Here is a 20,759-nt window from a genome sequence, read left to right as displayed (position 1 = left end):
AGCCGCCCGGCTTGGGCTGGCCCTCTGGGGTGCTTCCAGGTGGTGAGGCACCCGTGACGGCCAGCCGACCACCCTGAGCTGGCCCTCTGGAGTGCTTCCAGAGTGTGAGGCACCCGTGACGGCCAGCCGGGCGGCTTGGGCTGGCTTTCCGGGGTGCTTCGGGCCGGCGAAACACCCCTGAGGGCCAGCCCGGGTTGGTCGGGGCGGCGGGCTGGGGAGTGGGTGAAGGCTTGTGGGTGGGTCGGCGATGGGGGTGGGGGAGTGAGAGCATGGCCGGGGAGTGTGGGGAGGGGCGGCGGAGATGTTCGATCATTTCTTGTGGTCGGTGGTGATCGTGCCGCCGCTGGCCGTGATCGTGGTGCGGCTGCTGGCGGATCGGCTGGCGCCGGGCCGGGCCGCGTCCGTGGTGGCGTGGTCGGCGGTGACGGTGGCCGTCACGAGCACGATCAACCTGCTGTTGCTCTCGGCGCACGCGCTCGCGCAGGTTCCTGCGGTGGGGCGGCTGCTCGGCTGGTCGGCGTCGGTGGTCGCGGCCGACACGGCCGGGGTGGAGTGGGTGCCGTGGGTGAGCCTCGCGCTGCTCGCCGGCGGGCTCGTGTCGGTGGGCCGGCGGTGGAGGCAGCAGCGCAGGGTCCTCGCGATGGTTCCGGTGGGCGGGCCTGGTGGACTGGTCGTGGTGCCGGACGAGGCGCCGCGGGCGTTCGCCGTCCCTGGTGATCCGGGGCACGTGGTGGTCACCACCGGGATGCGGGGGCTGCTCACCGACCAGCAGTTCGAGGCTCTGCTCGCGCACGAGAACGCGCACCTTGCCGAGCGTCATCACCGCCTGGCCCGGGCCGCCGAGCTGGCGGTCGCCGCGCATCCGGCGCTGTGGTGGGTCGGCAAGCACGTGGACTACCTGATCGAGCGGGCCGCGGACGAGCGTGCCGCGTCGGACCTGGGCAGTCGTAAGACGCTGGCGCACGCGATCGGGGTGGCGGCGCTCGCCGGCGCGGGCAGCCCGTTCGCGGCCGCCCTGCACGCCGCGGTCCCGGGTGGGGTGGTGCCCCGCCGGGTCGCGCACCTGCTGCGTCCCCAGCCGCGGGTCGCCCCGGCCGTGTTCGTGCTGCTCCCGGCCCTGGTCGCGTTGAGCTCAGTGGTCTGGACCGGCGAGGCGGCTCTGGACCTGGCCGAGCTGATGGTCGCCGCCTGGCGCTGAGGACTGTGTGATCCCTGGCCGCGCGAATGGCCGCGTTGAGGGGTGTGTGGTCCCTGGCCGCGCGAATGGCCGCGTTGAGGACTGTGGTCCCTGCCGACCTGATGGCCGCCGGCGCTGAGGGTGTGTGGTCCCTGGCGAGCCGGTGAGCGGACGGTCAGGCGAACAGGGCGCGACCCCAGTAGTCGTCGGCGGCCGGGAGCCCGGGGGGACAGGCGAACAGGCCGCTGGAGACGTGCCGGATGTATTCGTTGAGGGCGTCCTGCTTGGCCAGGCTGTTCTGGACCGGGACGAACTGCTTGTGCGGGTTCCGCTGGTAGGCCATGAAGAACAGGCCCGCGTTGAGCCGCCCGAGACCGTCGGAGCCGTCGACGAAGTTGTAGCCGCGGCGCAGCAGGCGGGCGCCGCCGTTCTGGTCGGGGTGGGCCAGGCGCAGGTGCGAGTCCATGGCGATGACCGGCTGACCCTCACCGTCCTGGGCGGCGAAGTCGGGTTCGTCGAGTTCGAGCTTGCCGGTCAGCGGGGCGCCCTCGCCTTTGTTGCGGCCGATGATCGCCTGCTGCTCGGCGAGCGGGGAGCGGTCCCAGGTCTCGACCAGCATGCGGATCTTGCGGGTGACCAGGTACGACCCGCCGGTCATCCAGTCGGGGCCGTCGCCGGGCTGGACCCACAGGTGCTCGTCGAGCAGGGCGGCGTCCTCGGCCTTGAGGTTGCGGGTGCCGTCCTTGAAGCCGAACAGGTTGCGCGGGGTGGCCTGGGTGCGGGACGTCGACGAGGTGCGGCCGAAACCGAGCTGGGACCAGCGGACGGTCACCTTGCCCATGCCGATCCGGGCCAGGTTGCGGATGGCGTGCACGGCGACCTGCGGGTCGTGGGCGCAGGCCTGGACGCCGATGTCGCCGCCCGAGATCGCCGCCTCCAGGGTGTCCCGGGGGAACTTCGGCAGGTCGGCGAGGGCGGCCGGGCGTTTGGCGGCGATCCCGAAACGGTCCTTGCCCTGCTCGGTGCGGAACAGGGTCGGCCCGAAGCCGATGGTGAGGGTGAGGCCGGAGGCGGGCAGTCCGAGCGCTTCGCCGGTGTCGTCCGGCGGCGCTTCCAGGGAGCCGCCGACGGCGCCGAACGTGCCGGCGTCCCGGCCCTGGGTCATCCGCGCGGCGGCGGCCGTCCAGTCCTGGAGCATATCGACCAGGGCGGCCTTGTCGTCGGTGATCACGTCGAAGGCGCAGAAGTGCAGCCGGTCCTGGGCGGGCGTGACGATGCCGGCCTGCTTCGCGCCGTAGAACGGGATCGCGCCGGCGGCTTCCGCGTCCGTCTCGGAAGCGGCCAACTGGGGGTCGGGCTGGTCGCGGTGGTTCAGTGCCAGGGCACCCGCACCTACGGCTGCCACACCGGCCGCGCCCGCGCCGGCCAATCCGAGGACCTTGCGCCGCTGCATCTCACGAGCCCTTCTGCGAAGTTGGGAATGGACCGTGCCCACCGCGGAGGCCGCCCCGGAGGGTTTCGCGTTCTGGGCGCGTCAGCGCCCTGCGAAGCCCGGAGGGGCCCCCGCGGGAGCGACGATCCGGACCACGGCGGACCGTGGAAATGATGAACTTGATCGTGATTGCCCCGGGCGTCAGCGAGGCCTCGCCCGGGTCTCGCCGCTTACTTCTTGGCGACGATCGCCGCCACCTTGGAGATCGGCTCCGCGAGGGCGTTGATGTCGTCGGAAAGCTCCTTCAGGTCCGCCTGGGTGAGCGTGTTGTGCAGCTTCCAGCCGTCGCCGTCACGGTGCTTCTCCAGCGCCGCCTCGACCTTGGCGAAGTTCTCGTCGAGGGTCTTGACCAGGGCCGGGTCGCGGTCCTCGAGGGCCGGGCGCAGCGCCTGGATGGCGCCCTGCGAGCCCTCGATGTTGGCGGCGAAGTCCCACAGGTCGGTGTGCGAGTAGCGGTCCTCCTCGCCGGTGATCTTGCCGCTGGCGACCTCGTCGAGCAGGCCCTTGGCGCCGTTGGCGAGCTCGACCGGGGAGAACGTCACGGACTGGGCCTTGGTGACGATCTCCTGGACGTCCTTGAGGAGCTGGTCGGCGACCGGGCCGTCCTTGCTGATGTCCTTGGTGACCCAGAGGTCCTTCTCGATCTTGTGGAAGCCGGTCCACTCCTGGCCAGGCTCCAGGTCGCCGTCGCGGGCGTCGATCTTCGGGTCGAGGTCGCCGAAGCTCTCCGCGACCGGCTCGATGCGCTCCCAGTAGGTGCGGGCGACCGGGAACAGCGTCTTCGCCTTCTCCACGTCGCCGGCCTTGACCGCGGTGACGAACGCGGTGGTCTGCTCGATCAGCGCGGTGCTCTGCGACTTGACGTAGCGCTGGTAGTCGGCGCTGGCCTGGGCGAGCTTGGCGTCCTCGGTGAGCGGCGCGGCGGAGCCGGAGACCTGGAACGCGTTGCGGATGCCCTTGCCGATCATGCCGGGCTTGCAGGCGGTCTCGTACGCCCCGGCGGGCAGCTCGACGATCAGGTCGCGGGACAGCCCGGGCGCGATGTTCTCGATCTCGCCCATGATCCGGTCACCGGCGGCGTAGACGTAGAACTCGTTGATCTTCGAGCCCTTGTTCGCGATGGTGAACGTGACGGTGCCCGCGGCCGAGGTGTTCCGCTCCACCTTGCACTCGGTGTCGGAGGCGGCGACGGCGATCTTGCCGGTGGCGGCGTCGCCGGTCTTGTCGTCGGAGGCCTTGTCCGCGCAGCCCGCGGTGAAGAGCAGCGCGGCTGCCGCGCCTGCGGTGAGCAGTCGTGCGGTATTCATCGTTCTCCTAGGAAGCGGTGGTTGCGGGGGTGGGCGCCGGCTTGCGGGCCGGCCAGAGGAAGAGAACGAGGACGGGGATCCCGTACGCGAGCCAGGCGATCGTCTCGACGACGGTCGGCGCGGGCGTGAAGTTGACCATGCCGCGGAGCAGTTCCGCGTACCACGCGGTCGGCGGGAAGCTCGGCGTCACGTCGAACGCGAGCTTGTCCAGACCGCCGAGGACGTTGGACTCCTGCAGGTCGTGGAAGCCGTACTTGAAGATGCCGGCGGCGACCAGCACCAGCAGCGCGCCGGTCCAGGTGAAGAACGTGGACAGGTTGATCCGGACGGCGCTGATGTAGAGCAGCCAGCCGAGCACCACCGCGGTGAGCAGGCCGAGACTGATCCCGATCAGCGGCTTGGCGTCGGTGGCGCCCTGCGCTGCCGCGTAGAACAGGATCGACGTCTCCAGGCCCTCCCGGATCACCGCGAGGAACGCCACGGCGGCGACCGCGACCGGCCCGACGGCGATCGCGTCCTCCATCCGGCCGCGCAGCTCCCTGCCGATGTGGCGGGCCATGCGGCGCATCCAGAAGATCATCCAGGTGACGAACGCGACCGCCACGAACGAGGCGATGGCCTCGAACAGCTCCTGATGGGTCGAGCTGAGCCGGGCGATGCCGACCTGGAGCAGGGCCGCGAACCCGACGGAGATGACCGCTGCCACCGCGACGCCGGCCCAGACCAGGCGCAGCAGCGGCCGGCGGTCGCTCTTGACCAGGAACGCCACGAGGATCGAGATCACGAGACTGATCTCCAGGCCCTCACGGAGGCCGATGAGGTAGATGGCGGTCATGGAGCTCCAAAGGTTAGCCAACCCTAACTTCGTAACCGCATCATTCTTCTACCGGGCTGTAGATGTCAAATCCCCTCTCGATGTGACAGTGCTTATATAAGTGCTGTTACAGTCGGGGGGTGAGTGACTTCGTCGATCCGACCGAGCACGCCGTCTGGCGTCCGCTGTGGGACCTGCAGGCGGCGCTGGATGCCGAGATCGCCCAGCTCTATGCCGACGCGCGCCTGGAGGGGCTCAAGCCGACCTGGGTCAAAGAGCTGATCAAGCTGCGGGTGCACGGCCCCATGACGATCGCGCAGCTGGCGGCCTCGGTCGGGCGGACGCACTCCGCCCTGAGTCAGAAGGTGTCGGCGATGAGGGCCGCCGGGTGGGTGGTGACGTCGCCCGGGGCTGACGCGCGGGCGAAAAGCGTGGAGCTGTCCGAGAAAGCCCATCAAGTGGTGACGAAGCTGGCCGCCGAATGGCGAGCGACCGAGGCGGTCGTTCAAGAGATCGAGGACACCATTCCGTACGGGATGAATCGCGTCGTCCGTGACATCCGGGAAGTGCTGGAACAGAAGAGCTTCCGGGACCGCATCGTCGAGAAGCTCTCCGAGGACCCGGCGTGGGAGTGAGCGCCGCCCTGATCGACCTGGGCCCGCTGCGATCGTCCCCGGCGTTCCGGCGCCTCTGGATCGGCGGCACCCTCTCCGGGTTCGGCTCGCAGATGACAGTGGTCGCGGTGATGTTCCAGGTGTGGGAGCAGACCCGCAGCGCGGTGTGGACGGGCGCGGTCGGCCTGTGCCAGGCCCTGCCGATCGTGGTGTTCGGCCTGTTCGCCGGGGCGCTCGCCGACCGGGCCGACCGGCGCCGGCTCTACCTCGTCACGACCGGCGGATCGGCCGTCACTTCGGCCGTGCTGGCCGCGCAGGGCTTGCTCGGCGGGGCGCCGGTGGCCGGGGTGCTGGCGCTGGTCGCCGTGCAGTCGCTGTTCGGCGCGGTCGGCGGGCCGGTCGCCCGCACGTTCCTGCCGCACCTGCTGCCCCCTGCGGAGCGCGGCGCCGGCCTGGCCCTGAACCACATCTCCTTCCAGGCCTCGATGCTGGTCGGCCCGGCGGTCGGCGGCCTGCTCCTGGGCTGGATCGGGGTCGCCGGGTGCTACCTGGTCGACGCGGTCACATTCCTCGCGGCGCTCTACGGGGTGCTCGGCCTGCCGCGGCTCCCGGCCGCCGGCGAACGGCTCGGTCCCGGCTTCCGCGCGGTCGCCGAGGGCCTGCGATTCATCAAGGACAATCGGGCCGTACGGGGTGCGCTGCTCACCGACCTCGCGGCGACGCTCCTGGCCATGCCGATCAGCCTGTTCCCCCTCGTCAACGCCGCATGGTTCGACGGGAACCCGCGCACGCTCGGCCTGTTCCTGACGTCGATCGCCGTCGGTGGCATCCTCGCCTCGGTGCTGTCCGGCACGTTCACCCGATGGGGACGTCCCGGGTCGGTGATGGTCGGCGCGGCGGCCGTCTGGGGTGTCGCGCTCGCGCTGTTCGGCCTGGCCACGAACCCCTGGCTGGGCCTCGCCTGCCTGGTCCTGGCCGGCGCCGCCGACACCGTGGCCGTGGTGTCCCGGGCGACCGTCGTCCAGCTGCACACCCCGGACGCGCTGATGGGCCGGGTCGCGGCCGCCGAGCAGATCGTCGGGCACGCCGGGCCGGACCTGGGCAACCTGCGGGCGGGCCTGGTCGCCGGCGCGTTCTCCGGGCCGGTCGCGCTGATCAGCGGGGGAGTGCTGTGCGTGGCGGCGGTCGCAGTGATCGCCCGGAGGACACCGGTCACTCCGGAATCAGCTTGGCGGCGGCGTCCATGACCTCGGCGCGGGGCTTTCCGCACGCGTCGACCGGGACGCCGGGATGGATCCACCGCCCCTGAGCGTCGATCAGAGCGATCCAGGGCGGGGTGATCATGATCAGCGTGCACGGGCCGTCGGTGGGTTCCTCGTCCGGCAGACGCAGGGCCGCCACCAGCGCGGCGACGTCACTGGACTGCCGTCCCGGGCCGGCCGGAACCGCGCTCGCCGAGGGCCGCGCGATGATCATCGGTCGGGGGCAGATCACCGCGGACGTGGCCTGGAAGCTGTCGTCCAGCCGGGTCGTCCGCTGGTCGTCGGCGACCACCCGGTCACAGGACTCCCACCGCTCGTTCACCGCCGGTGGTGGTGCGGCCGTCCCGGTGCCGCCGCCGCAACCGCCCGCCGCGAGGACGAGCACGCCCATGATCAGCCATCTCCTCATGAGGGTTCGACGGCGGCCGCGGCTTCCTGGTTCCCGGACGGGCGGGCATGGCGGACCGACACCTCCGGCAGGCCCCGGCCCGCGAACCGCTCCCGCAGGCCGGCGGCGATCCCGGCCCGCGTGCCGACCAGCTCGACGCTGCTCAGCAACGGCAGGTCGGGCAGGGTCGCCGGATCCATCTCGTACGCGTTGATCAGGCACAGTCTGAACAGGCCGGGGTGCTGCCCGAGCAGCGGCAGGTCGGTGAGACGCCCCGGCGGCCCCTCGAAGTCCAGCGTCAGCTCCCGCAGATTCGTGAACCCCTCCAGGGCCTTCACGGAGAACTCGCCACCGAGGTTGAGCCGCACCACGGGGGTCTCCCGCAGCCCGGCGGGGACGACGACGTCCGCGCCGCCGGTCGACAGGTGCAGGCCCATGCCGTACCGCTCGTCCTGGGTCTCGATCCGCAGCCCCTCGTGCGGGCCCTGCAGCAGGAGGGTGATCATCGTGGTCGGCAGGAGGAGACTGCGCAGGCCGGCGCCGTCGATCCACAGTCGCACGATCGCGGTCTGCCGCAGATCCAGGTCACCCTCCGCGCCGAACCACTCCAGGTACTGGATCTGCGGGTGCCGGGCGATCGCCTCGGCGAGACCACGATCCGCGCCGGACCAGGACACCGTACTGAGGTTCGGCAGCCTGTCCAGCGCGGCCCAGTCGACCGGGCCGTCTCCCGGGACCAGCGCACGGAGGTCCAGCGCCGTGATCCACGGCGTCAGCCGGTGCACGCCGGCGCCGAAGTCGACCTCGACGACGGCGTCGACGTGTGCGCGGCGCAGTTCGCGTACCGAACGGAAGTTCCACGTGTTCGCGGGCACCCGGACACGCTAGGCCGGTTCTCCCGGCTCCACTAGCCCCTCGGCCAGGCCGCCAGCCGATCTCTGAGCTGGGCGATCATTGCGGCATCCAAGCCATAGAGGGTGAAGCGGACGTCGTCGAGGCGGTCCAGGTACCGCCCGGCGTCCGCGATGTCCTCCGGATCCAGGGCCGGATCAGCGGTGTACGCCAACTCCAGGATCCGATCCAGCGGATAGCGCTCCAGCGCGGCCGCGACGTCGATGTAGTCCCGCACCTCACGCCGGTTGACCAGGGCGGCGACCTTCGTGGCGACCAGATCGTCGAGGTGCATCACCGGCCCCAGATCCATCACCACCGGCGCGCGGCTGCGGTCCAGCCGGCACAGGGTCAGACGCAACGCCCGGCGCTCCCCGGCGACCACGAACTCCTGGATGTCCTGGTCCATTCCGGCGAACAATTCGTCGCCCTCTTCCCGGACCACGCGATAACCCGCAGCGGTCAGTGCCGCGGTCACCTCGCCGGCCGCGGCGGTCACCCCGTCGACGCTGTCGGTGAACAGGTCGATGTCCTCGGTGGGGCGCGCCACCAGACCGTTCACCAGCCAGGCCACCCCGCCACCGAGCACGAAACCGTGTTTGTCGGCAACGGCCAAGGCGATTCTGGCGACCTCCCGATAGAAGTCGTCGACGCTCATTTCTTCGCCGCGATCTCAGGCGGCGACGCGGGCCCGCAACCGGGGATGCCGAGCCTCCCACGCAGCGCGGACACCCCGGGGAAGATTCAGCTCCGACCAGAGGCGCACCAGCGTCGCACCATCGATATAGGCGCGCAACTCGTCGACCCGGATCGATTCCCGCAGCACATTCTCATACATCCAGAGGAGCATCGTGCGCTGCGACAGATCGAACGCGCGGTGCGGATGCCACCAGAGCCGCAACGGCAACTCCACGAGCCCGCACGTCGGCCCCCGCAATTCGGCCAGAGTTCCGGCCACGACCACCGGACGATGCGGCCGGGCCAGATGGACGACGGGGGCGGCGCTCACGGACATGCGCTCAGCCTAAACCGGCATCCCCACCGAATAGCAAGCGCCTTCATTGCCGGTTCGGCTTTCGGCCCGGCTGATTTTCCCGCACGGCTGCAGAACGGGCTCGCCGTTCTTCCCCGGAATTCGCCCCCATTGATTTCCGTGAGGTGCCGGATCAGTCGTCCGAAGGCTGCTCCGGCGTCGCTGTCATCTCTCGCCAGGCCCGTTGGTGACCGGACTCCCGGATGGCCGCATCAAGAAGAGCAAGAGCCGTTCCCCGTACGGTGGCAGCGGCCCGCTCGCGGCTCTGACCGGCGATGTCGAGCAGCCAGACGAGCGTCTCGATGCCGGTCGCCGAGCGGATGGCGACGGCGAGCTCGCGCCGGTCGACGGCCGGATGGCTCACCTCCAGGGGGCGCAGCGCGTCCTCGATCCAGCCGATCGCGCGCCCACGACGCAGCAACGGCCGATCCTCCTCCGTCGCCGGCTGCTCCAGCGACAGCCGCAGCGCCGATCGCAGCTGCGGCTCGTAGCGCAGGTTGTAGTCCGTGAAAGCGATCATGAAGCTCGTCAATCGGGCTCGGGGCTCGGCAGGCGCGTCCGCCGGCAGCAGCGTGTCCGGCTGGAGCTGAGGCTGGGCTGCCAGCAGCAGGGATCGCTGATTGGGAAAGTAGCGGTAGGCCGTCGTCCGCGAGATCCCGCTGTGGGCGGCAGCATCTTCCACCCGTGGTGTCCGGCCCTCGGAGAGGAGCTCGCGGGTGGCGTCGATCAACGCTTGCCGGGTGCGGGACTTCTGGTTCGCCCGTCCGGTCGTCTCATATGGGATTGCCATCACCATCATGGTACCGTAATCCCACGAAGCGGCGGGACCTGTCTTGGCGGGATCTGTCTTGAGCACAAGGGCGTCATGAGCAGGAAGGATCTGTCATGAGCGGGAAGGATCCGGTCGTCACCGACCCGGAGCTGTACAGGGTGGTCTTTGAGAACGACCGGGTGCGAGTCCTGGAATATCGGGACGAGCCCGGAGACCGGACTCATCCGCATCGGCATCCGGACAGCGTGATGGTGACGCTCAGCGCGTTCCAGCGGCGGGTTGCCGATGGCGAGCGGTCGGTCGACGTCTCGGTGCCGGCGGGCGCCGTGCGGTGGTTGGGTGCGCAGGAGCACTCCGGGCACAACGTGGGGGACACGCCGACGCACGCTTTCTTCATCGAGCTGAAGGAAGGGGCGGGGGAGCCGGTGCCCGGGGTCGTGCTCGGGCCGCAGGGCTGATCCGTCGGCTCAGGCGAAGCGTTCGGTGGTGACCGGGACCAGGCCGCGCTCGCGGACGTCGGCGGTGAGTTTGCGCAGCACCGCGCCGGCCAGGTCGGGGCTCTCGAGGCCGAGCAGCATGGTGACGTCCAGGCCCCAGGCGATGCCGCGGCCGACGCGGCGCAGGTTCCAGGTGAAGAGGTGATTGCCGGCCCGGCCCTTTCCGGAGGGCAGGCCGCCGGGGGTCGAGCCGCGCCAGGCCGCGCTCAGCTCGGCGAGTTGAGCGGCCCGGGGCTCCTTGGCGAACAGGACGCGGTAGACGCGCTTCTCGGCGTACCCCTGCGGGGTCTCGCCGGAGCCGAGCCGCAGCGGTGCGGCGTTCGAGAAGCGGACCCAGTCGCCGAAGCGGGCGCGTAGCTCCAGCTCGCTCGGCAGGACGCCGCCGTCGAGATCGCGCAAGACGCGGGCCGCGCGGTCACGGCGGATCGGGGTGAGCACGGAGAGGAGGTCGTCGTCGGTGCGCAGGAACTGGCCGAACGCGCCCGTGCCGCGCCACCCGGTGTCGCCCGCGGACCACATCGCCCCGGCCAGGCCCACTGTCACGTGGTCCTCGCCGTAGGCGAACTCCTCGACCAGAATCGCGTCCCCGGCCAGCAGGTAGTAATCCATGATGTCCCCCCGACGACTACGCACGTCGATTGAACCCGCCGTTCGCCGGGCATGCACGCTCGTACGCGTGTCGCATTGCTGACCGTAAACGGTCGCAGCCGCCTGGCCTGGCCGAAGATCGACCGCAGGGTGGCCCTGATCACAGCGTGAGCTCTACGCCGGGCGCAGGTGGGAGCGCTCGCCCTCGTGGTCGAGGATGCACAGCACCTCGGCGGGGCCGCCGGCCGAGCCGAACGCGTGCGGGACCATCGTGGAGAACTCCGCGGCCTCGCCGGTCTTGACGGTGATCGTGCGGTCGGCGAGGCGGAGGGTCACGGTGCCGGAGAGGACCACGAACCAGTCGCGGCCCGGGTGGACCCGCAGGTCGGCAGGGACCGGGCGGTCCACCCGCAGCTTCGCCACGGTCATGCCGGTGGGGGTGCCCTCCCGGTTCAGCAGCCACGTCGTCATGCCGCGCGCGTCGTCGTGGTGCGGGCGGATGACCACGTCCTCGTCGCGGCCCGACTCGACGAGCTGGTCGAGCGTCGTGCCGAGCGCGCGGGCGATCGGGGCGAGCTGGTCCAGGGCGATCCGGCGGTGGCCGGTCTCGATGCGGCTCAGCGTGGACGGGGTCAGGTAGGCCCGGGCCGCGAGCTCGTCCAGAGTCCAGCCGCGGGCGACACGCAGGCCGCGGATCCGTTGCCGGACCAGGGCGTCCAGTTCACCGTCTTGCGTCATACGCAAGATGCTATGTCACAGGCGCAAGACGACGGTACGGTCGGTGGCATGGCACACGAACACGAACACGAACACGGTCAGGGACAGGCGATCCACGGCGACCAGCACGAACAGCACGGCGGGCACGGGCAGCACGGCGGGCACGGGCAGCACGGCGGGCACGGGGACGGGCTCACGCAGATGCTCGACCTGGACGCCGAGGTGCTGCAGGACTACTACCGGGAGGTCATCGGCTGGGCCGGCTCCCTCGTACCGGCTGATCCGGTGATCGTCGATCTTGGTGCTGGCACCGGGACCGGGACCATCGCACTCGCCCGGCATCTGCCCGGGGCCACGCTGACCGCTGTCGACGTCGCCGAGGAGATGCTCGCGCACCTGCGGGAACGCGCCGCCGAGGCGGGCGTGGGCGACCGGGTCCGCACGGTGCGAGCGGACCTCGACGGCGAGTGGCCGCCGCTCGGGCCGGCCGACCTGGCGTGGGCGTCCGCGTCGATGCACCACCTCGCCGACCCGGCGCGGACGCTCGGGCAGGTCCGCGAGGTGCTCCGGCCCGGCGGCGTGTTCATGATCACCGAGCTGGACGGGTTCCCGCGGTTCCTCACCGACCCGGCCGGCGCCGCGGCCGAGGAGCGGGCCGCGGCCGAGCTGGCCCGGATGCGCCTCGAGGGCGGTCTGCACATGGGCGAGGACTGGGGCGCGCGGTTGACGGCGGCCGGGTTCGAGCTCGTCGGCGAGCGGCGCTTCGAGATCGAGCTCCCGGCACCGCTGCCGCCCAAGGCCGTCGAGTACGCGCAGGTCACGCTCCGGCGCAGCGCCGAGCGCCTGACCGACCGGCTCCCCGCGGACGACCTCAAGACGCTCGAGGCGTACGCGGAGAGCGCCCCTGACCGTGGCGATCTGACCGTCCGCGCGACCCGCGACGTCTGGATCGGCCGGCGCCGCTGACGTCAGCCCAGGCGGGTGCGGACGATCAGGTCGTGCAGGGCGGAGACGGACTGCTCCGAGGGGCGGTCGGCGAGCTTCGACTCGTCGTTGGCGGTCTCCAGGCCGGCGCGCAGGCGGGGGATGTCCGCGGCCAGCCGGTCGGCGACGCCGGGCGGGAACGGGCCGTGCTCCGCCTCCCGCTTGGCGGCGATCAGGTCCGGGACGTAGTCCGGGGCGCCGTCGAGCACGCCCAGGTCGGTCTCCAGCTGACCGGTTCTCATCAGGTGGATGCCGGTCAGCAGCACCCGCAGGGTGTAGAGGGCCGGCTTCAGTTGCCCCGTCTTCGCGTAGAGCTTCTCCTGGCTGTGCGAGAAACCGAGGTAGTGATAGGCGTGATTGCGCGTGATCAACCCGGGCGCGAGGTCGACCAGCGTGGCGTGCAGCGGCGAGGTGACGACCACGAGCGGGGAGAGCAACTGCTCCAGGACGTAACCGTTGCGGCTGGTCAGCAGCTTGGCGAACTTCAGCAGGTCGTGCGAGACGACGTCCAGCTCGACGCCGTCACGCAGGCCGTCGCGCTGCAGCGTCTCCGGCCCGTGGCGCAGGCCCACGACCTCGGCGGCCGGGAGCACGTGCGCGGCGCGCAGGTCGAGGTCCGAGTCGACGGAGGCGAACCCGTACAGGTGCGCGCCGCTGACGGTGCAGAAGACCAAGGGGTAGGGGAGCTGCCGGGCGACGTCCGCCGCCCACTCCGGCACGGTGATGGTCATCGCTGCAAACCTCTTTCCCGTACGTCGATCAGCAGCTCCTCGACACGGTCGCGATCCGGTCGCTCGGGTAGGGAGGTCGCGGCCGCGGCCTGATCGAGATCGGTCAGCAGGGTAGCGGCCCAGGCGGTGACCTCGTCCCACGGGAGCGCACCCCGCCGGACCGCCAGCAACTCGTCACGCAGGTGGCGGACGTCGACCAGCACCTCGCCGGTACGCAGCACGTGCGCGCCGGCCATCAGCAGCCGGATCATGTGCATGGCCTGCTTGTGGTTGGTCTCGCCGGTGCGGGCGCGCCTGGCGGCGACGCGGTCGAGCTGGTCGCGCGCGTAGTTGCCGTACGTCTCGGCGACCCGCCGGGAAAGGAAGGCCTGACGTGTCGCCCGCAGCCGTTCACCCTCCGGCGTGACGTGCTCGGTCAACGGCGACCAGAGCACCTCCAGCACTGTCGGATTGGCCTGCAGGGCGAGCGTGCAGAATCGCTCGATCTCCCAGGAGAACTGTTCCTCCGCGGGCCCGTCGAGGTGGGTCGGCGGCTTGTCGAGGCGCCAGAAATCCCTGGTGGGGGCAGCGAAGACACCCCGCCTGTCGTGGTCGCTCCCGGGCCCGTCGAGCCCGTAGGCGCGGGAGCCGACCACGACGGCGAGGATCGTGTGCTTCTCGACCAGGCCGCTCATGCCGGGGAACGGTAGTGAAGCTCTCCCGGGAAAGCGCGCCATTTACGCCGTACCCAATGATCGGGTCTGGCTTAAAGGTCGAGAACGGTGCCGTCGATGTCGCCCAGCTCGGCCTCGGAGAGCTCGAGGTTGTTCAGCGCGGCGATGTTGTTCTCCAGCTGCTGGACGCTCGACGCCCCGATGATCAGGCTGGTCATCCGCTGGTCGCGCAGGGCCCAGGCGAGCGCGAGCTGCGCGAGCGACTGACCGCGCCGCTTGGCGATGTCGTTGAGCGCGTGCAGCCGGCCGAGCGTCTTGGAGTCCAGGGCGCTCTCGTTGAGGAACACGCTGGTGCGGATCCGCGAGTCGTCCGGGATGCCGTCCAGGTACCGGTCGGTGAGCAGACCCTGCTGCAGCGGGCTGAACGCGATGCAGCCGGCCCCCGCCTCCTCGAGCGTATCGAGCAGGTTGTCGTGCTCGATCCAGCGGTTCAGGATCGAGTAGGACGGCTGATGAATCAGCAGCGGCGTGCCGAGTTCGCGAAGAATCGCGGCGGCCCGCGCGGTCTGCTCGGACTTGTAGTTGCTCAGGCCGACGTAGAGCGCCTTGCCGGACCGCACGATGTGATCGAGAGCGGACATCGTCTCCTCGAGCGGAGTGTCCGGGTCCGGCCGGTGGTGGTAGAAGACGTCCACGTAGTCGACGCCGAGCCGCTTCAGCGACTGGTCGAGCGAGCTGACCAGGTACTTGCGCGAGCCGAAGTCACCGTAGGGCCCGTCCCACATCGTGTAGCCGGCCTTGCTGGAGATGACCAGCTCGTCGCGGTGGTGCCGGAAGTCGGCCCGGAGGATCCGGCCGAAGTTCGTCTCCGCGCTGCCGGGCGGCGGCCCGTAGTTGTTGGCCAGGTCGAAGTGGGTGACCCCGAGGTCGAAGGCGCGGCGCACGATGTCGCGCTGGCGGTCGGCCGGGCGCGTGTCACCGAAGTTGTGCCAGAGACCCAGGGAGATGGCGGGCAGCTTGAGGCCACTGCGGCCCGCGCGGCGGTACGTCATGGACTCGTAGCGATCAACAGCAGGGGTGTAGGTCACAGCTCCACCCTAGGAGTTCCGATCATGACCCCGCGCACTGGTAGGTTTGTCGCCAGCTGCGCGGGAGAGACCTGGGCTTTTCGAACCGGAAAGCACAGGCGCCGAAGGGGCAAATCCTCCCCGGAATCTCTACAGGCATCAGGGACCGCGCGGGCAGGCGACTCTGAAGTGCCCTTTTGTGGGTATGACAGAGGGGGAGGGCTTTAGTCAGCCTTCTCACGCCCCGGGAGTCGCCCATGACGTCGTCATTCACCCACCGCCACATCGGCCCGCAGGCCGACGAGCAGGCAGAGATGCTCAAAGTCGTCGGGTACGAGTCGCTCGGTGACCTGATGGACGCCGCGATCCCGTCGTCGATCCGGTTCCGCGGCGAGCTGGACCTGCCGGCCGGCGCGTCCGAGGAGGAGGCGATCGCCGAGCTGCGCGCGATCGCCGGGCGCAACGTGCTCGCCACGCCGATGATCGGCCTGGGCTACTACGGCACGCACACGCCCGCGGTGATCAAGCGGAACGTGCTGGAGAACCCGGCGTGGTACACGGCGTACACGCCCTATCAGCCGGAGATCAGCCAGGGCCGCCTCGAGGCGCTGCTGAACTTCCAGACCATGGTCACCGACCTGACCGGGCTGACCACCGCGAACGCGTCGATGCTCGACGAGGCGACCGCCGTGGCCGAGGCCATGACGCTCGCGCGACGGGCTTCCAAGACCAAGTCCTCGACGTACGTCGTGGACGCCGACACGTTCCCGCAGACCCTCGCCGTCCTGCGCACCCGGGCCGAACCGCTCGGCATCGAGGTGAAGCTCGTCGACCTGGACGCGGGCGAGGAGCTGCCGGAGGAGTTCTTCGGCCTGCACCTGCAGTACCCGGGCGCGTCGGGCGCGGTGCGCGACCACGCCGCCCTGGTCGAGGCCGCCCACGCCAAGGGCGCTCTGGTCACGGTCGCCGCCGACCTGCTCGCCCTGACCCTGCTGCGCGCCCCGGGTGAGATCGGCGCGGACATCGCGGCCGGCACCACCCAGCGCTTCGGCGTGCCGCTCGGCTTCGGCGGCCCGCACGCCGGATACCTGGCGGTGCGTGCCGGGCTGGAGCGCAGCCTGCCGGGCCGGCTCGTGGGCGTCTCCAAGGACGCGGACGGGGCTCCGGCGTACCGGCTGGCCCTGCAGACCCGGGAGCAGCACATCCGCCGCGAGAAGGCGACCAGCAACATCTGCACCGCGCAGGTGCTGCTGGCCGTGATGGCCAGCATGTACGCGGTCTACCACGGCCCGGCCGGCCTGCGCGCCATCGCCAAGCGGACGCACGACCACGCCCTGACCATCGCCGGCAGCCTGACCGCGGCCGGGGTCGAGGTCGCGCACACCGCGTTCTTCGACACGGTCACCGCGGTCGTGCCGGGCCGGGCCGGGGCGATCGTGGCGGCCGCCGCCGAGCACGGCGTCGACCTGCTGCTCGTCGACGCGGACCGGGTGTCGATCTCCACCGACGAGACCACCACCGGCGCGCACGTCGCGACGGTCCTGGCCGCGTTCGGCGCGACCGTCACCGAGCCGGCCGTCTGCGGCGCGAAGCCGCTCGCGCGGACCAGCGACTACCTGCACCACCCGGTGTTCAACACGCACCACTCCGAGACGAGCATGCTGCGTTACCTGCGCCGGCTCTCGGACCGGGACTACGCGCTGGACCGGGGCATGATCCCGCTGGGCTCGTGCACGATGAAGCTGAACGCCACCACCGAGATGGAGGCGGTCACCTGGCCCGAGTTCGCGAACATCCACCCGTTCGCCCCTTCCAGCCAGACTCAGGGGTACGAGGCCCTGGTCGCCCAGCTCGAGGGCTGGCTCGCCGAGATCACCGGCTACGACGCGGTCAGCGTGCAGCCGAACGCCGGTTCGCAGGGCGAGCTCGCCGGCCTGCTGGCGATCCGGGGCTACCACCGGTCGCGCGGGGAGTCGCACCGTGACGTCTGCCTGATCCCGTCGTCGGCGCACGGTACGAACGCCGCCAGCGCCGTCATGGCCGGCATGCGGGTCGTCGTGGTCGCCTGCGACGAGAACGGCAACGTCGACCTGACCGACCTGGCCGCCAAGATCGAGAAGCACGCGTCCTCGCTGGCGGCGATCATGGTGACCTACCCGTCGACCCACGGCGTCTACGAGACGTCGATCGCCGAGCTGTGCGAGAAGGTCCACGAGGCCGGCGGCCAGGTGTACGTCGACGGCGCGAACCTCAACGCGCTGGTCGGCTTCGCCAAGCCGGGCAAGTTCGGCGCCGACGTCTCGCACCTGAACCTGCACAAGACGTTCTGCATCCCGCACGGTGGTGGCGGCCCCGGCGTCGGCCCGGTCGCGGTCCGCGCGCACCTCGCGGACTTCCTGCCCGGCAACCCGCTCGAGCCGGGCGACCACCACGCCGTCTCGGCCGCCGCGCACGGCTCGGCCGGCATCCTGCCGATCTCCTGGGCGTACGTGCGGATGATGGGCCCGGACGGGCTCGCCCAGGCCACGGCGACGGCGGTGCTCACCGCCAACTACGTGGCGGCGCGGCTGCGGGAGCACTACCCGGTGCTCTACGCGGGGGAGAACGGCCTGGTCGCGCACGAGTGCATCCTCGACCTGCGGCCGATCACGAAGGCCACCGGCGTGAGCGTCGACGACGTCGCGAAGCGGCTCATCGACTACGGCTTCCACGCGCCCACGATGTCGTTCCCGGTCGCCGGCACCCTCATGGTGGAGCCGACCGAGAGCGAGGACCTGACGGAGCTGGACCGGTTCTGCGACGCCATGATCTCGATCAAGGCGGAGATCGACCAGGTCGCGGCGGGGGTCTGGCCCAAGGAGGACAACCCGCTGGCGAACGCGCCGCACACGGCGTCGGCGGTCACGGCGGACGAGTGGGAGCACCCGTACCCGCGCTCGGTCGCCGGCTTCCCGAAGGGCGTCGACCGGACCGCGAAGTACTGGCCGCCGGTCCGCCGGATCGACGGGGCCTACGGCGACCGCAACCTGGTCTGCTCGTGCCCCTCGCCCGAGGCTTTCGAGAGCTGAGACCCCGAGGTGGGTACGCAGGCCGCGGTCTTCGGATCGCGGCCTGCGCCGCCTTCCGGCCGGTTGCCGCATCGAGCAAGCCGCGGTGATCCGGTTGCCGCATCGGGCAAGCCGGTCGTTGTCCGGTTGCCGTACAAGGCATACCGGCTGATCTCCGGTTGCCGTATCAGGCAAGCCGGGTGCTGTCCGGTTGCCGCATCGGGCATACCGGCAGTCGTCCGGCCGGGCCGCGGATCACGCGGTCCGGCCTCGGCCGGGTCACCTCATCGAGACCGGCCGAGGGCTCCGAAACTTCCGCCAAACAGGGCGTCCGTATCGTTACCCTCAGTAATTATGCCGCGAGGGCGTGGGGTGCCGGACCGCGGTGCGGCGCGATCGTCGTACCGTCCGGCAGGAGCTCGCCGGTGTCCTCGAAGACGATGACACCATTGCAGAGCAGGCTCCATCCCTGCTCGCAGAAGGTCGCCACGGTACGGGCGGCCTCCCGGTCGACGGCGTCGGCTGGAGGGCATTGATTCGAGTGCTGGCACATCACGGGTTTTCTCCGGTAGGGGGCTGTGTGAAGGTTCACAAAGTCGGGCTCGAACGTTACCTCACATCGAACGACAACGGTTCAACGGAGTGACGGGGCCAGGCTTGTGTTCCACGGTTTCGATGGTCCACGCGCAGGGGTCCGTCGGCCACTCTCCGGCACCTCCTTCGGGGGCTCCGCCGGCGGCGGCGACCGCCTGCCATGCCCGTCACCATGCGTTACGTTCGTTCTCGTGGCATCGAGGTGATCCCGGTGACCCTGCCGAGCTTCTGACCGGCTTCCTGACCGGCAACGGACTGCCGGTGCGAAAACCAGGCCGTTCGGGTGACAAATACCGAACGAACGGCCATGGCGGCCGTGGCGGAGCATCGCTGTACGTGTGCGCCGACGCCGGATCCGTGATGATCGGCGCCACTGCCGACCGCCCCGGCTCGGTCCCCGCCGTCCCGCACGGGTAAGCCGTCGTCCGGATACACACCGCCGATGCCACCCCCGGTTCAACGGCGGACCGGCAGCTCGGGTCGCGGGCCGGGAATCGGACTCCGCGGAGCACGCCCGCGACGGTGAGCGCAGGCCGGGCCACTGCGAGTGGCCCTCGCGAGTGGGATCTCAGCTCCCGCATAGTCGCTTCCCAGCGTTCTCTACCTATTGCGTGCCACTCTCGTCGTCCGCCCCCAAGATCGGGGATCGAGCGCGTACCTTGACGCACGCGTTTCACGGACACGGTCCACAGTGACATCCCCGCCACCGTGGCCTGAAGAGAAGGCGACACCCAGGTCATGCTCACATCCCCGCCGGCCGCCCTGCGTACGGCGCCGCCGGTGCCCGAGGAGTTCGCGCGGTTCGCGCAGAATGCCCGGCAACGGCTGCACAGCAGTGCGTACCACCTCTGCCGCGACTGGCACCTCGCTCAGGACCTGACCCAGGCCACGCTGACCAAGCTGTATCTGAGCTGGGACCGGGCCGCCGGCACCGACAACCTCGCGGCGTACGCCCAGACGGTCCTGTTCCGGACCTATGTCGACCATCGCCGGCGTCGCAGCTCCACCGAGTCGACGCCCGGTGAGCTGCGTGAGCCGGAATACTCGATGGACCTGGATCTGCGGATCACCATGATGGGCGCGCTGCGGCGGCTGCCCGACCGGGACCGGGCGATCGTGGTCCTGCGGTACTTCGCCGACCACACCGTGGAACAGGTCGCCGCCGAGCTGGACGTGCCGATCACCGTGGTCAAGAGCCAGACGCGGCGTTCGCTGATCAAGCTGAGGCACATGCTGCTGCGCGACAGGTCGTCGCTGCTTGCGGCGTGACGGTAGTCTTTCGCGCTGAAGGGGAGTAGTCCTTCGCCGGTCGTTCGACATCCTGGAGTCCTCGCGGCTCCCGGCGCCCGGGCCCCGGGGTTTCCCGGGGTGGACCAGACCTTCGGCCCTGCAGGTGACGTGAGTCGCCGCGGACAGGGGCCGGGGTCTCGGAGGTCATCGGGGTTCGGTCTCCTGCCACGGCGGGAGAGGAAACGACGATGGCAGCCGTGGACCTGCGAGGACACCGTTCCCCCGAGCTGAACTACCCGGCCGGGGCGGTGCTGATCGTGGCGGGCGTTCCCGGCGCCGGCAAGACCACGCTGCTGAAGCGGCTGTTTCCACGGCCCGGCGTGCGCCTGCTCGACTCCGAACAGGCGCGCATCGAGCTCAGCCTGTATCTGGGGGCGGTGCCGTACAAGTATTGGCGGCCGATCGTGCACGCTGCCCACTTCGTCCGGTTGTTCCGGGCGTTGCGGGGATCGGAGTCTCTCGTGGTGCACGAATCGGGGACCCGGGACTGGGCGACGCGACTGATCGTGGCGGCGGCGCGGCGCGCGGATCGGCGTACCCACCTGGTGCTCCTCGACGTGCGACCCGAAGAGGCCCGCGCCGGGCAGGTGGCCCGCAAGCGCAAGATCCGGCGGTCGTCCTTCGCGACGCACGTGCACCGGTGGCAGCGGCTCCTCGCCCGGGTCACGGATCCGGCCGACCCGATCCACCAGGACGTGGCCACCGTCACGATCATCGACCGGCCCGCGGCGGCTGCCCTCACCGCCATCCGGTTCGACGGCCTCACTGTCGTCAGCCCCGTCGTTCCCGCCCCGGCCCGCGTCGCCGTTGCGCAGCGAGCCGCCTGAGGTCGCGCTGCGCA

Annotated in this window: 22 protein-coding genes and 1 riboswitch; of the genes, 8 read left to right on the top strand and 14 right to left on the bottom strand. The window is 70.6% G+C overall.

The genetic code is table 11. The features are described 5' to 3' along the window. Positions 1 to 301: 301 nt before the first annotated feature. Positions 302 to 1,198, top strand: a complete 897-nt coding sequence (locus Acy02nite_RS42395; protein ID WP_203754833.1) for a M56 family metallopeptidase — start codon at positions 302 to 304, stop codon at positions 1,196 to 1,198. A gap of 154 nt (positions 1,199 to 1,352) precedes the next feature. On the opposite strand, the gene efeB is transcribed toward Acy02nite_RS42395, so the two are convergent. From efeB to efeU, 3 genes are all read right to left on the bottom strand, one after another. After that, positions 1,353 to 2,630 (bottom strand): iron uptake transporter deferrochelatase/peroxidase subunit, encoded by a 1,278-nt coding sequence (efeB, locus tag Acy02nite_RS42390; RefSeq protein ID WP_203754831.1) that lies wholly within the window; start codon positions 2,628 to 2,630, stop codon positions 1,353 to 1,355. Between the two features lie 209 nt (positions 2,631 to 2,839). After that, on the bottom strand, positions 2,840 to 3,976 hold the full coding sequence (efeO, locus tag Acy02nite_RS42385) for an iron uptake system protein EfeO (RefSeq protein ID WP_203754828.1): 1,137 nt from the start codon (positions 3,974 to 3,976) through the stop codon (positions 2,840 to 2,842). Between the two features lie 7 nt (positions 3,977 to 3,983). Beyond that, positions 3,984 to 4,811, bottom strand: a complete 828-nt coding sequence (gene efeU, locus Acy02nite_RS42380; protein WP_203754825.1) for an iron uptake transporter permease EfeU — start codon at positions 4,809 to 4,811, stop codon at positions 3,984 to 3,986. Positions 4,812 to 4,930: 119 nt separating this feature from the next. Between efeU and Acy02nite_RS42375 the strand changes: the two genes are divergently transcribed. Both Acy02nite_RS42375 and Acy02nite_RS42370 read left to right on the top strand, forming a co-directional pair. Continuing rightward, on the top strand, positions 4,931 to 5,425 hold the full coding sequence (locus tag Acy02nite_RS42375) for a MarR family winged helix-turn-helix transcriptional regulator (protein WP_203754821.1): 495 nt from the start codon (positions 4,931 to 4,933) through the stop codon (positions 5,423 to 5,425). Further along, positions 5,416 to 6,651, top strand: a complete 1,236-nt coding sequence (locus tag Acy02nite_RS42370; RefSeq protein WP_203754818.1) for an MFS transporter — start codon at positions 5,416 to 5,418, stop codon at positions 6,649 to 6,651. The genes Acy02nite_RS42375 and Acy02nite_RS42370 overlap by 10 nt, the downstream gene beginning before the upstream one ends. Here Acy02nite_RS42370 and Acy02nite_RS42365 read toward each other — a convergent pair. The 5 genes from Acy02nite_RS42365 to Acy02nite_RS42345 all read right to left on the bottom strand — a co-directional run bounded on the left by Acy02nite_RS42365 (position 6,617) and on the right by Acy02nite_RS42345 (position 9,768). Beyond that, positions 6,617 to 7,075 (bottom strand): hypothetical protein, encoded by a 459-nt coding sequence (locus Acy02nite_RS42365; RefSeq protein ID WP_203754815.1) that lies wholly within the window; start codon positions 7,073 to 7,075, stop codon positions 6,617 to 6,619. The two genes, Acy02nite_RS42370 and Acy02nite_RS42365, sit on opposite strands and share 35 nt — an antisense overlap. Further along, a complete protein-coding gene (locus Acy02nite_RS42360; RefSeq protein WP_203754813.1) occupies positions 7,072 to 7,929 on the bottom strand; it encodes a hypothetical protein in 858 nt (285 codons plus the stop codon). The genes Acy02nite_RS42365 and Acy02nite_RS42360 overlap by 4 nt, the downstream gene beginning before the upstream one ends. Positions 7,930 to 7,961: 32 nt before the next feature. Beyond that, positions 7,962 to 8,603, bottom strand: a complete 642-nt coding sequence (locus Acy02nite_RS42355) for a nucleotidyl transferase AbiEii/AbiGii toxin family protein (protein ID WP_203754810.1) — start codon at positions 8,601 to 8,603, stop codon at positions 7,962 to 7,964. A 15-nt stretch (positions 8,604 to 8,618) separates the two neighbouring features. Further along, positions 8,619 to 8,960: a hypothetical protein gene (locus tag Acy02nite_RS42350; RefSeq protein WP_203754807.1), complete on the bottom strand. Its 342-nt coding sequence runs from the start codon at positions 8,958 to 8,960 to the stop codon at positions 8,619 to 8,621. A 151-nt stretch (positions 8,961 to 9,111) separates the two neighbouring features. Then, a complete protein-coding gene (locus tag Acy02nite_RS42345; RefSeq protein WP_203754804.1) occupies positions 9,112 to 9,768 on the bottom strand; it encodes a TetR/AcrR family transcriptional regulator in 657 nt (218 codons plus the stop codon). A 95-nt stretch (positions 9,769 to 9,863) separates the two neighbouring features. Between Acy02nite_RS42345 and Acy02nite_RS42340 the strand changes: the two genes are divergently transcribed. After that, entirely contained in the window at positions 9,864 to 10,208 is a 345-nt protein-coding gene (locus tag Acy02nite_RS42340; protein ID WP_203754802.1) for a cupin domain-containing protein, read from the top strand. A gap of 9 nt (positions 10,209 to 10,217) precedes the next feature. On the opposite strand, the gene Acy02nite_RS42335 is transcribed toward Acy02nite_RS42340, so the two are convergent. Both Acy02nite_RS42335 and Acy02nite_RS42330 read right to left on the bottom strand, forming a co-directional pair. Next, positions 10,218 to 10,880 carry a hypothetical protein gene (locus tag Acy02nite_RS42335; protein WP_203754799.1) on the bottom strand — a complete coding sequence of 221 codons (663 nt, stop codon included), beginning with the start codon at positions 10,878 to 10,880 and terminating at the stop codon, positions 10,218 to 10,220. Positions 10,881 to 11,009: 129 nt separating this feature from the next. Further along, on the bottom strand, positions 11,010 to 11,573 hold the full coding sequence (locus Acy02nite_RS42330) for a helix-turn-helix domain-containing protein (RefSeq protein ID WP_203754797.1): 564 nt from the start codon (positions 11,571 to 11,573) through the stop codon (positions 11,010 to 11,012). 48 nt (positions 11,574 to 11,621) lie between these two features. On the opposite strand from Acy02nite_RS42330, the gene Acy02nite_RS42325 reads away from it, so the two are divergent. Further along, positions 11,622 to 12,518, top strand: a complete 897-nt coding sequence (locus tag Acy02nite_RS42325; RefSeq protein WP_203754795.1) for a class I SAM-dependent methyltransferase — start codon at positions 11,622 to 11,624, stop codon at positions 12,516 to 12,518. A gap of 2 nt (positions 12,519 to 12,520) precedes the next feature. On the opposite strand, the gene Acy02nite_RS42320 is transcribed toward Acy02nite_RS42325, so the two are convergent. From Acy02nite_RS42320 to mgrA, 3 genes are all read right to left on the bottom strand, one after another. Continuing rightward, positions 12,521 to 13,267, bottom strand: a complete 747-nt coding sequence (locus Acy02nite_RS42320; RefSeq protein WP_203754793.1) for a nucleotidyltransferase domain-containing protein — start codon at positions 13,265 to 13,267, stop codon at positions 12,521 to 12,523. Next, positions 13,264 to 13,941 (bottom strand): nucleotidyltransferase domain-containing protein, encoded by a 678-nt coding sequence (locus Acy02nite_RS42315; RefSeq protein ID WP_203754791.1) that lies wholly within the window; start codon positions 13,939 to 13,941, stop codon positions 13,264 to 13,266. Before Acy02nite_RS42315 ends, Acy02nite_RS42320 begins: the two co-directional genes overlap by 4 nt. Before the next feature lie 71 nt (positions 13,942 to 14,012). After that, positions 14,013 to 15,008, bottom strand: a complete 996-nt coding sequence (mgrA, locus tag Acy02nite_RS42310) for an L-glyceraldehyde 3-phosphate reductase (protein ID WP_203754789.1) — start codon at positions 15,006 to 15,008, stop codon at positions 14,013 to 14,015. A 51-nt stretch (positions 15,009 to 15,059) separates the two neighbouring features. After that, positions 15,060 to 15,166, top strand: a riboswitch (glycine riboswitch). 78 nt (positions 15,167 to 15,244) lie between these two features. Here mgrA and gcvP point away from each other — a divergent pair. Continuing rightward, positions 15,245 to 18,055, top strand: coding sequence for an aminomethyl-transferring glycine dehydrogenase (gcvP, locus tag Acy02nite_RS42305; RefSeq protein ID WP_203754787.1), 2,811 nt, complete (start codon positions 15,245 to 15,247; stop codon positions 18,053 to 18,055). 331 nt (positions 18,056 to 18,386) lie between these two features. Here the strand turns inward: gcvP and Acy02nite_RS42300 are convergent, their stop codons facing one another. Continuing rightward, positions 18,387 to 18,587, bottom strand: coding sequence for a DUF5999 family protein (locus tag Acy02nite_RS42300; protein ID WP_203754784.1), 201 nt, complete (start codon positions 18,585 to 18,587; stop codon positions 18,387 to 18,389). A 779-nt stretch (positions 18,588 to 19,366) separates the two neighbouring features. Here Acy02nite_RS42300 and Acy02nite_RS42295 point away from each other — a divergent pair. Together Acy02nite_RS42295 and Acy02nite_RS42290 are read left to right on the top strand one after the other, a co-directional pair. After that, positions 19,367 to 19,897, top strand: coding sequence for a SigE family RNA polymerase sigma factor (locus Acy02nite_RS42295; protein WP_203754781.1), 531 nt, complete (start codon positions 19,367 to 19,369; stop codon positions 19,895 to 19,897). Between the two features lie 209 nt (positions 19,898 to 20,106). Then, positions 20,107 to 20,745 (top strand): AAA family ATPase, encoded by a 639-nt coding sequence (locus Acy02nite_RS42290; protein ID WP_203754778.1) that lies wholly within the window; start codon positions 20,107 to 20,109, stop codon positions 20,743 to 20,745. Positions 20,746 to 20,759: the final 14 nt, after the last annotated feature.

Origin of the sequence: Actinoplanes cyaneus, from assembly GCF_016862095.1 — a bacterium.
Taxonomy (GTDB): domain Bacteria; phylum Actinomycetota; class Actinomycetes; order Mycobacteriales; family Micromonosporaceae; genus Actinoplanes; species Actinoplanes cyaneus.
Note: the sequence above shows the minus strand (reverse complement) of the source record. Positions and strands in the feature narration are given on the sequence as shown.

Coding starts and splice junctions, on each gene's coding strand:
- Acy02nite_RS42345 (WP_203754804.1), bottom strand. CDS start 9,768: ATGGCAATCCCATATGAGACGACCGGACGGGCGAACCAGAAGTCCCGC.
- Acy02nite_RS42365 (WP_203754815.1), bottom strand. CDS start 7,075: ATGAGGAGATGGCTGATCATGGGCGTGCTCGTCCTCGCGGCGGGCGGT.
- Acy02nite_RS42325 (WP_203754795.1), top strand. CDS start 11,622: ATGGCACACGAACACGAACACGAACACGGTCAGGGACAGGCGATCCAC.
- Acy02nite_RS42330 (WP_203754797.1), bottom strand. CDS start 11,573: ATGACGCAAGACGGTGAACTGGACGCCCTGGTCCGGCAACGGATCCGC.
- efeU (WP_203754825.1), bottom strand. CDS start 4,811: ATGACCGCCATCTACCTCATCGGCCTCCGTGAGGGCCTGGAGATCAGT.
- efeO (WP_203754828.1), bottom strand. CDS start 3,976: ATGAATACCGCACGACTGCTCACCGCAGGCGCGGCAGCCGCGCTGCTC.
- Acy02nite_RS42290 (WP_203754778.1), top strand. CDS start 20,107: ATGGCAGCCGTGGACCTGCGAGGACACCGTTCCCCCGAGCTGAACTAC.
- efeB (WP_203754831.1), bottom strand. CDS start 2,630: ATGCAGCGGCGCAAGGTCCTCGGATTGGCCGGCGCGGGCGCGGCCGGT.
- Acy02nite_RS42350 (WP_203754807.1), bottom strand. CDS start 8,960: ATGTCCGTGAGCGCCGCCCCCGTCGTCCATCTGGCCCGGCCGCATCGT.
- Acy02nite_RS42340 (WP_203754802.1), top strand. CDS start 9,864: ATGAGCGGGAAGGATCCGGTCGTCACCGACCCGGAGCTGTACAGGGTG.
- Acy02nite_RS42355 (WP_203754810.1), bottom strand. CDS start 8,603: ATGAGCGTCGACGACTTCTATCGGGAGGTCGCCAGAATCGCCTTGGCC.
- Acy02nite_RS42320 (WP_203754793.1), bottom strand. CDS start 13,267: ATGACCATCACCGTGCCGGAGTGGGCGGCGGACGTCGCCCGGCAGCTC.
- Acy02nite_RS42395 (WP_203754833.1), top strand. CDS start 302: ATGTTCGATCATTTCTTGTGGTCGGTGGTGATCGTGCCGCCGCTGGCC.
- gcvP (WP_203754787.1), top strand. CDS start 15,245: ATGACGTCGTCATTCACCCACCGCCACATCGGCCCGCAGGCCGACGAG.
- Acy02nite_RS42300 (WP_203754784.1), bottom strand. CDS start 18,587: ATGTGCCAGCACTCGAATCAATGCCCTCCAGCCGACGCCGTCGACCGG.
- Acy02nite_RS42315 (WP_203754791.1), bottom strand. CDS start 13,941: ATGAGCGGCCTGGTCGAGAAGCACACGATCCTCGCCGTCGTGGTCGGC.
- Acy02nite_RS42295 (WP_203754781.1), top strand. CDS start 19,367: ATGCTCACATCCCCGCCGGCCGCCCTGCGTACGGCGCCGCCGGTGCCC.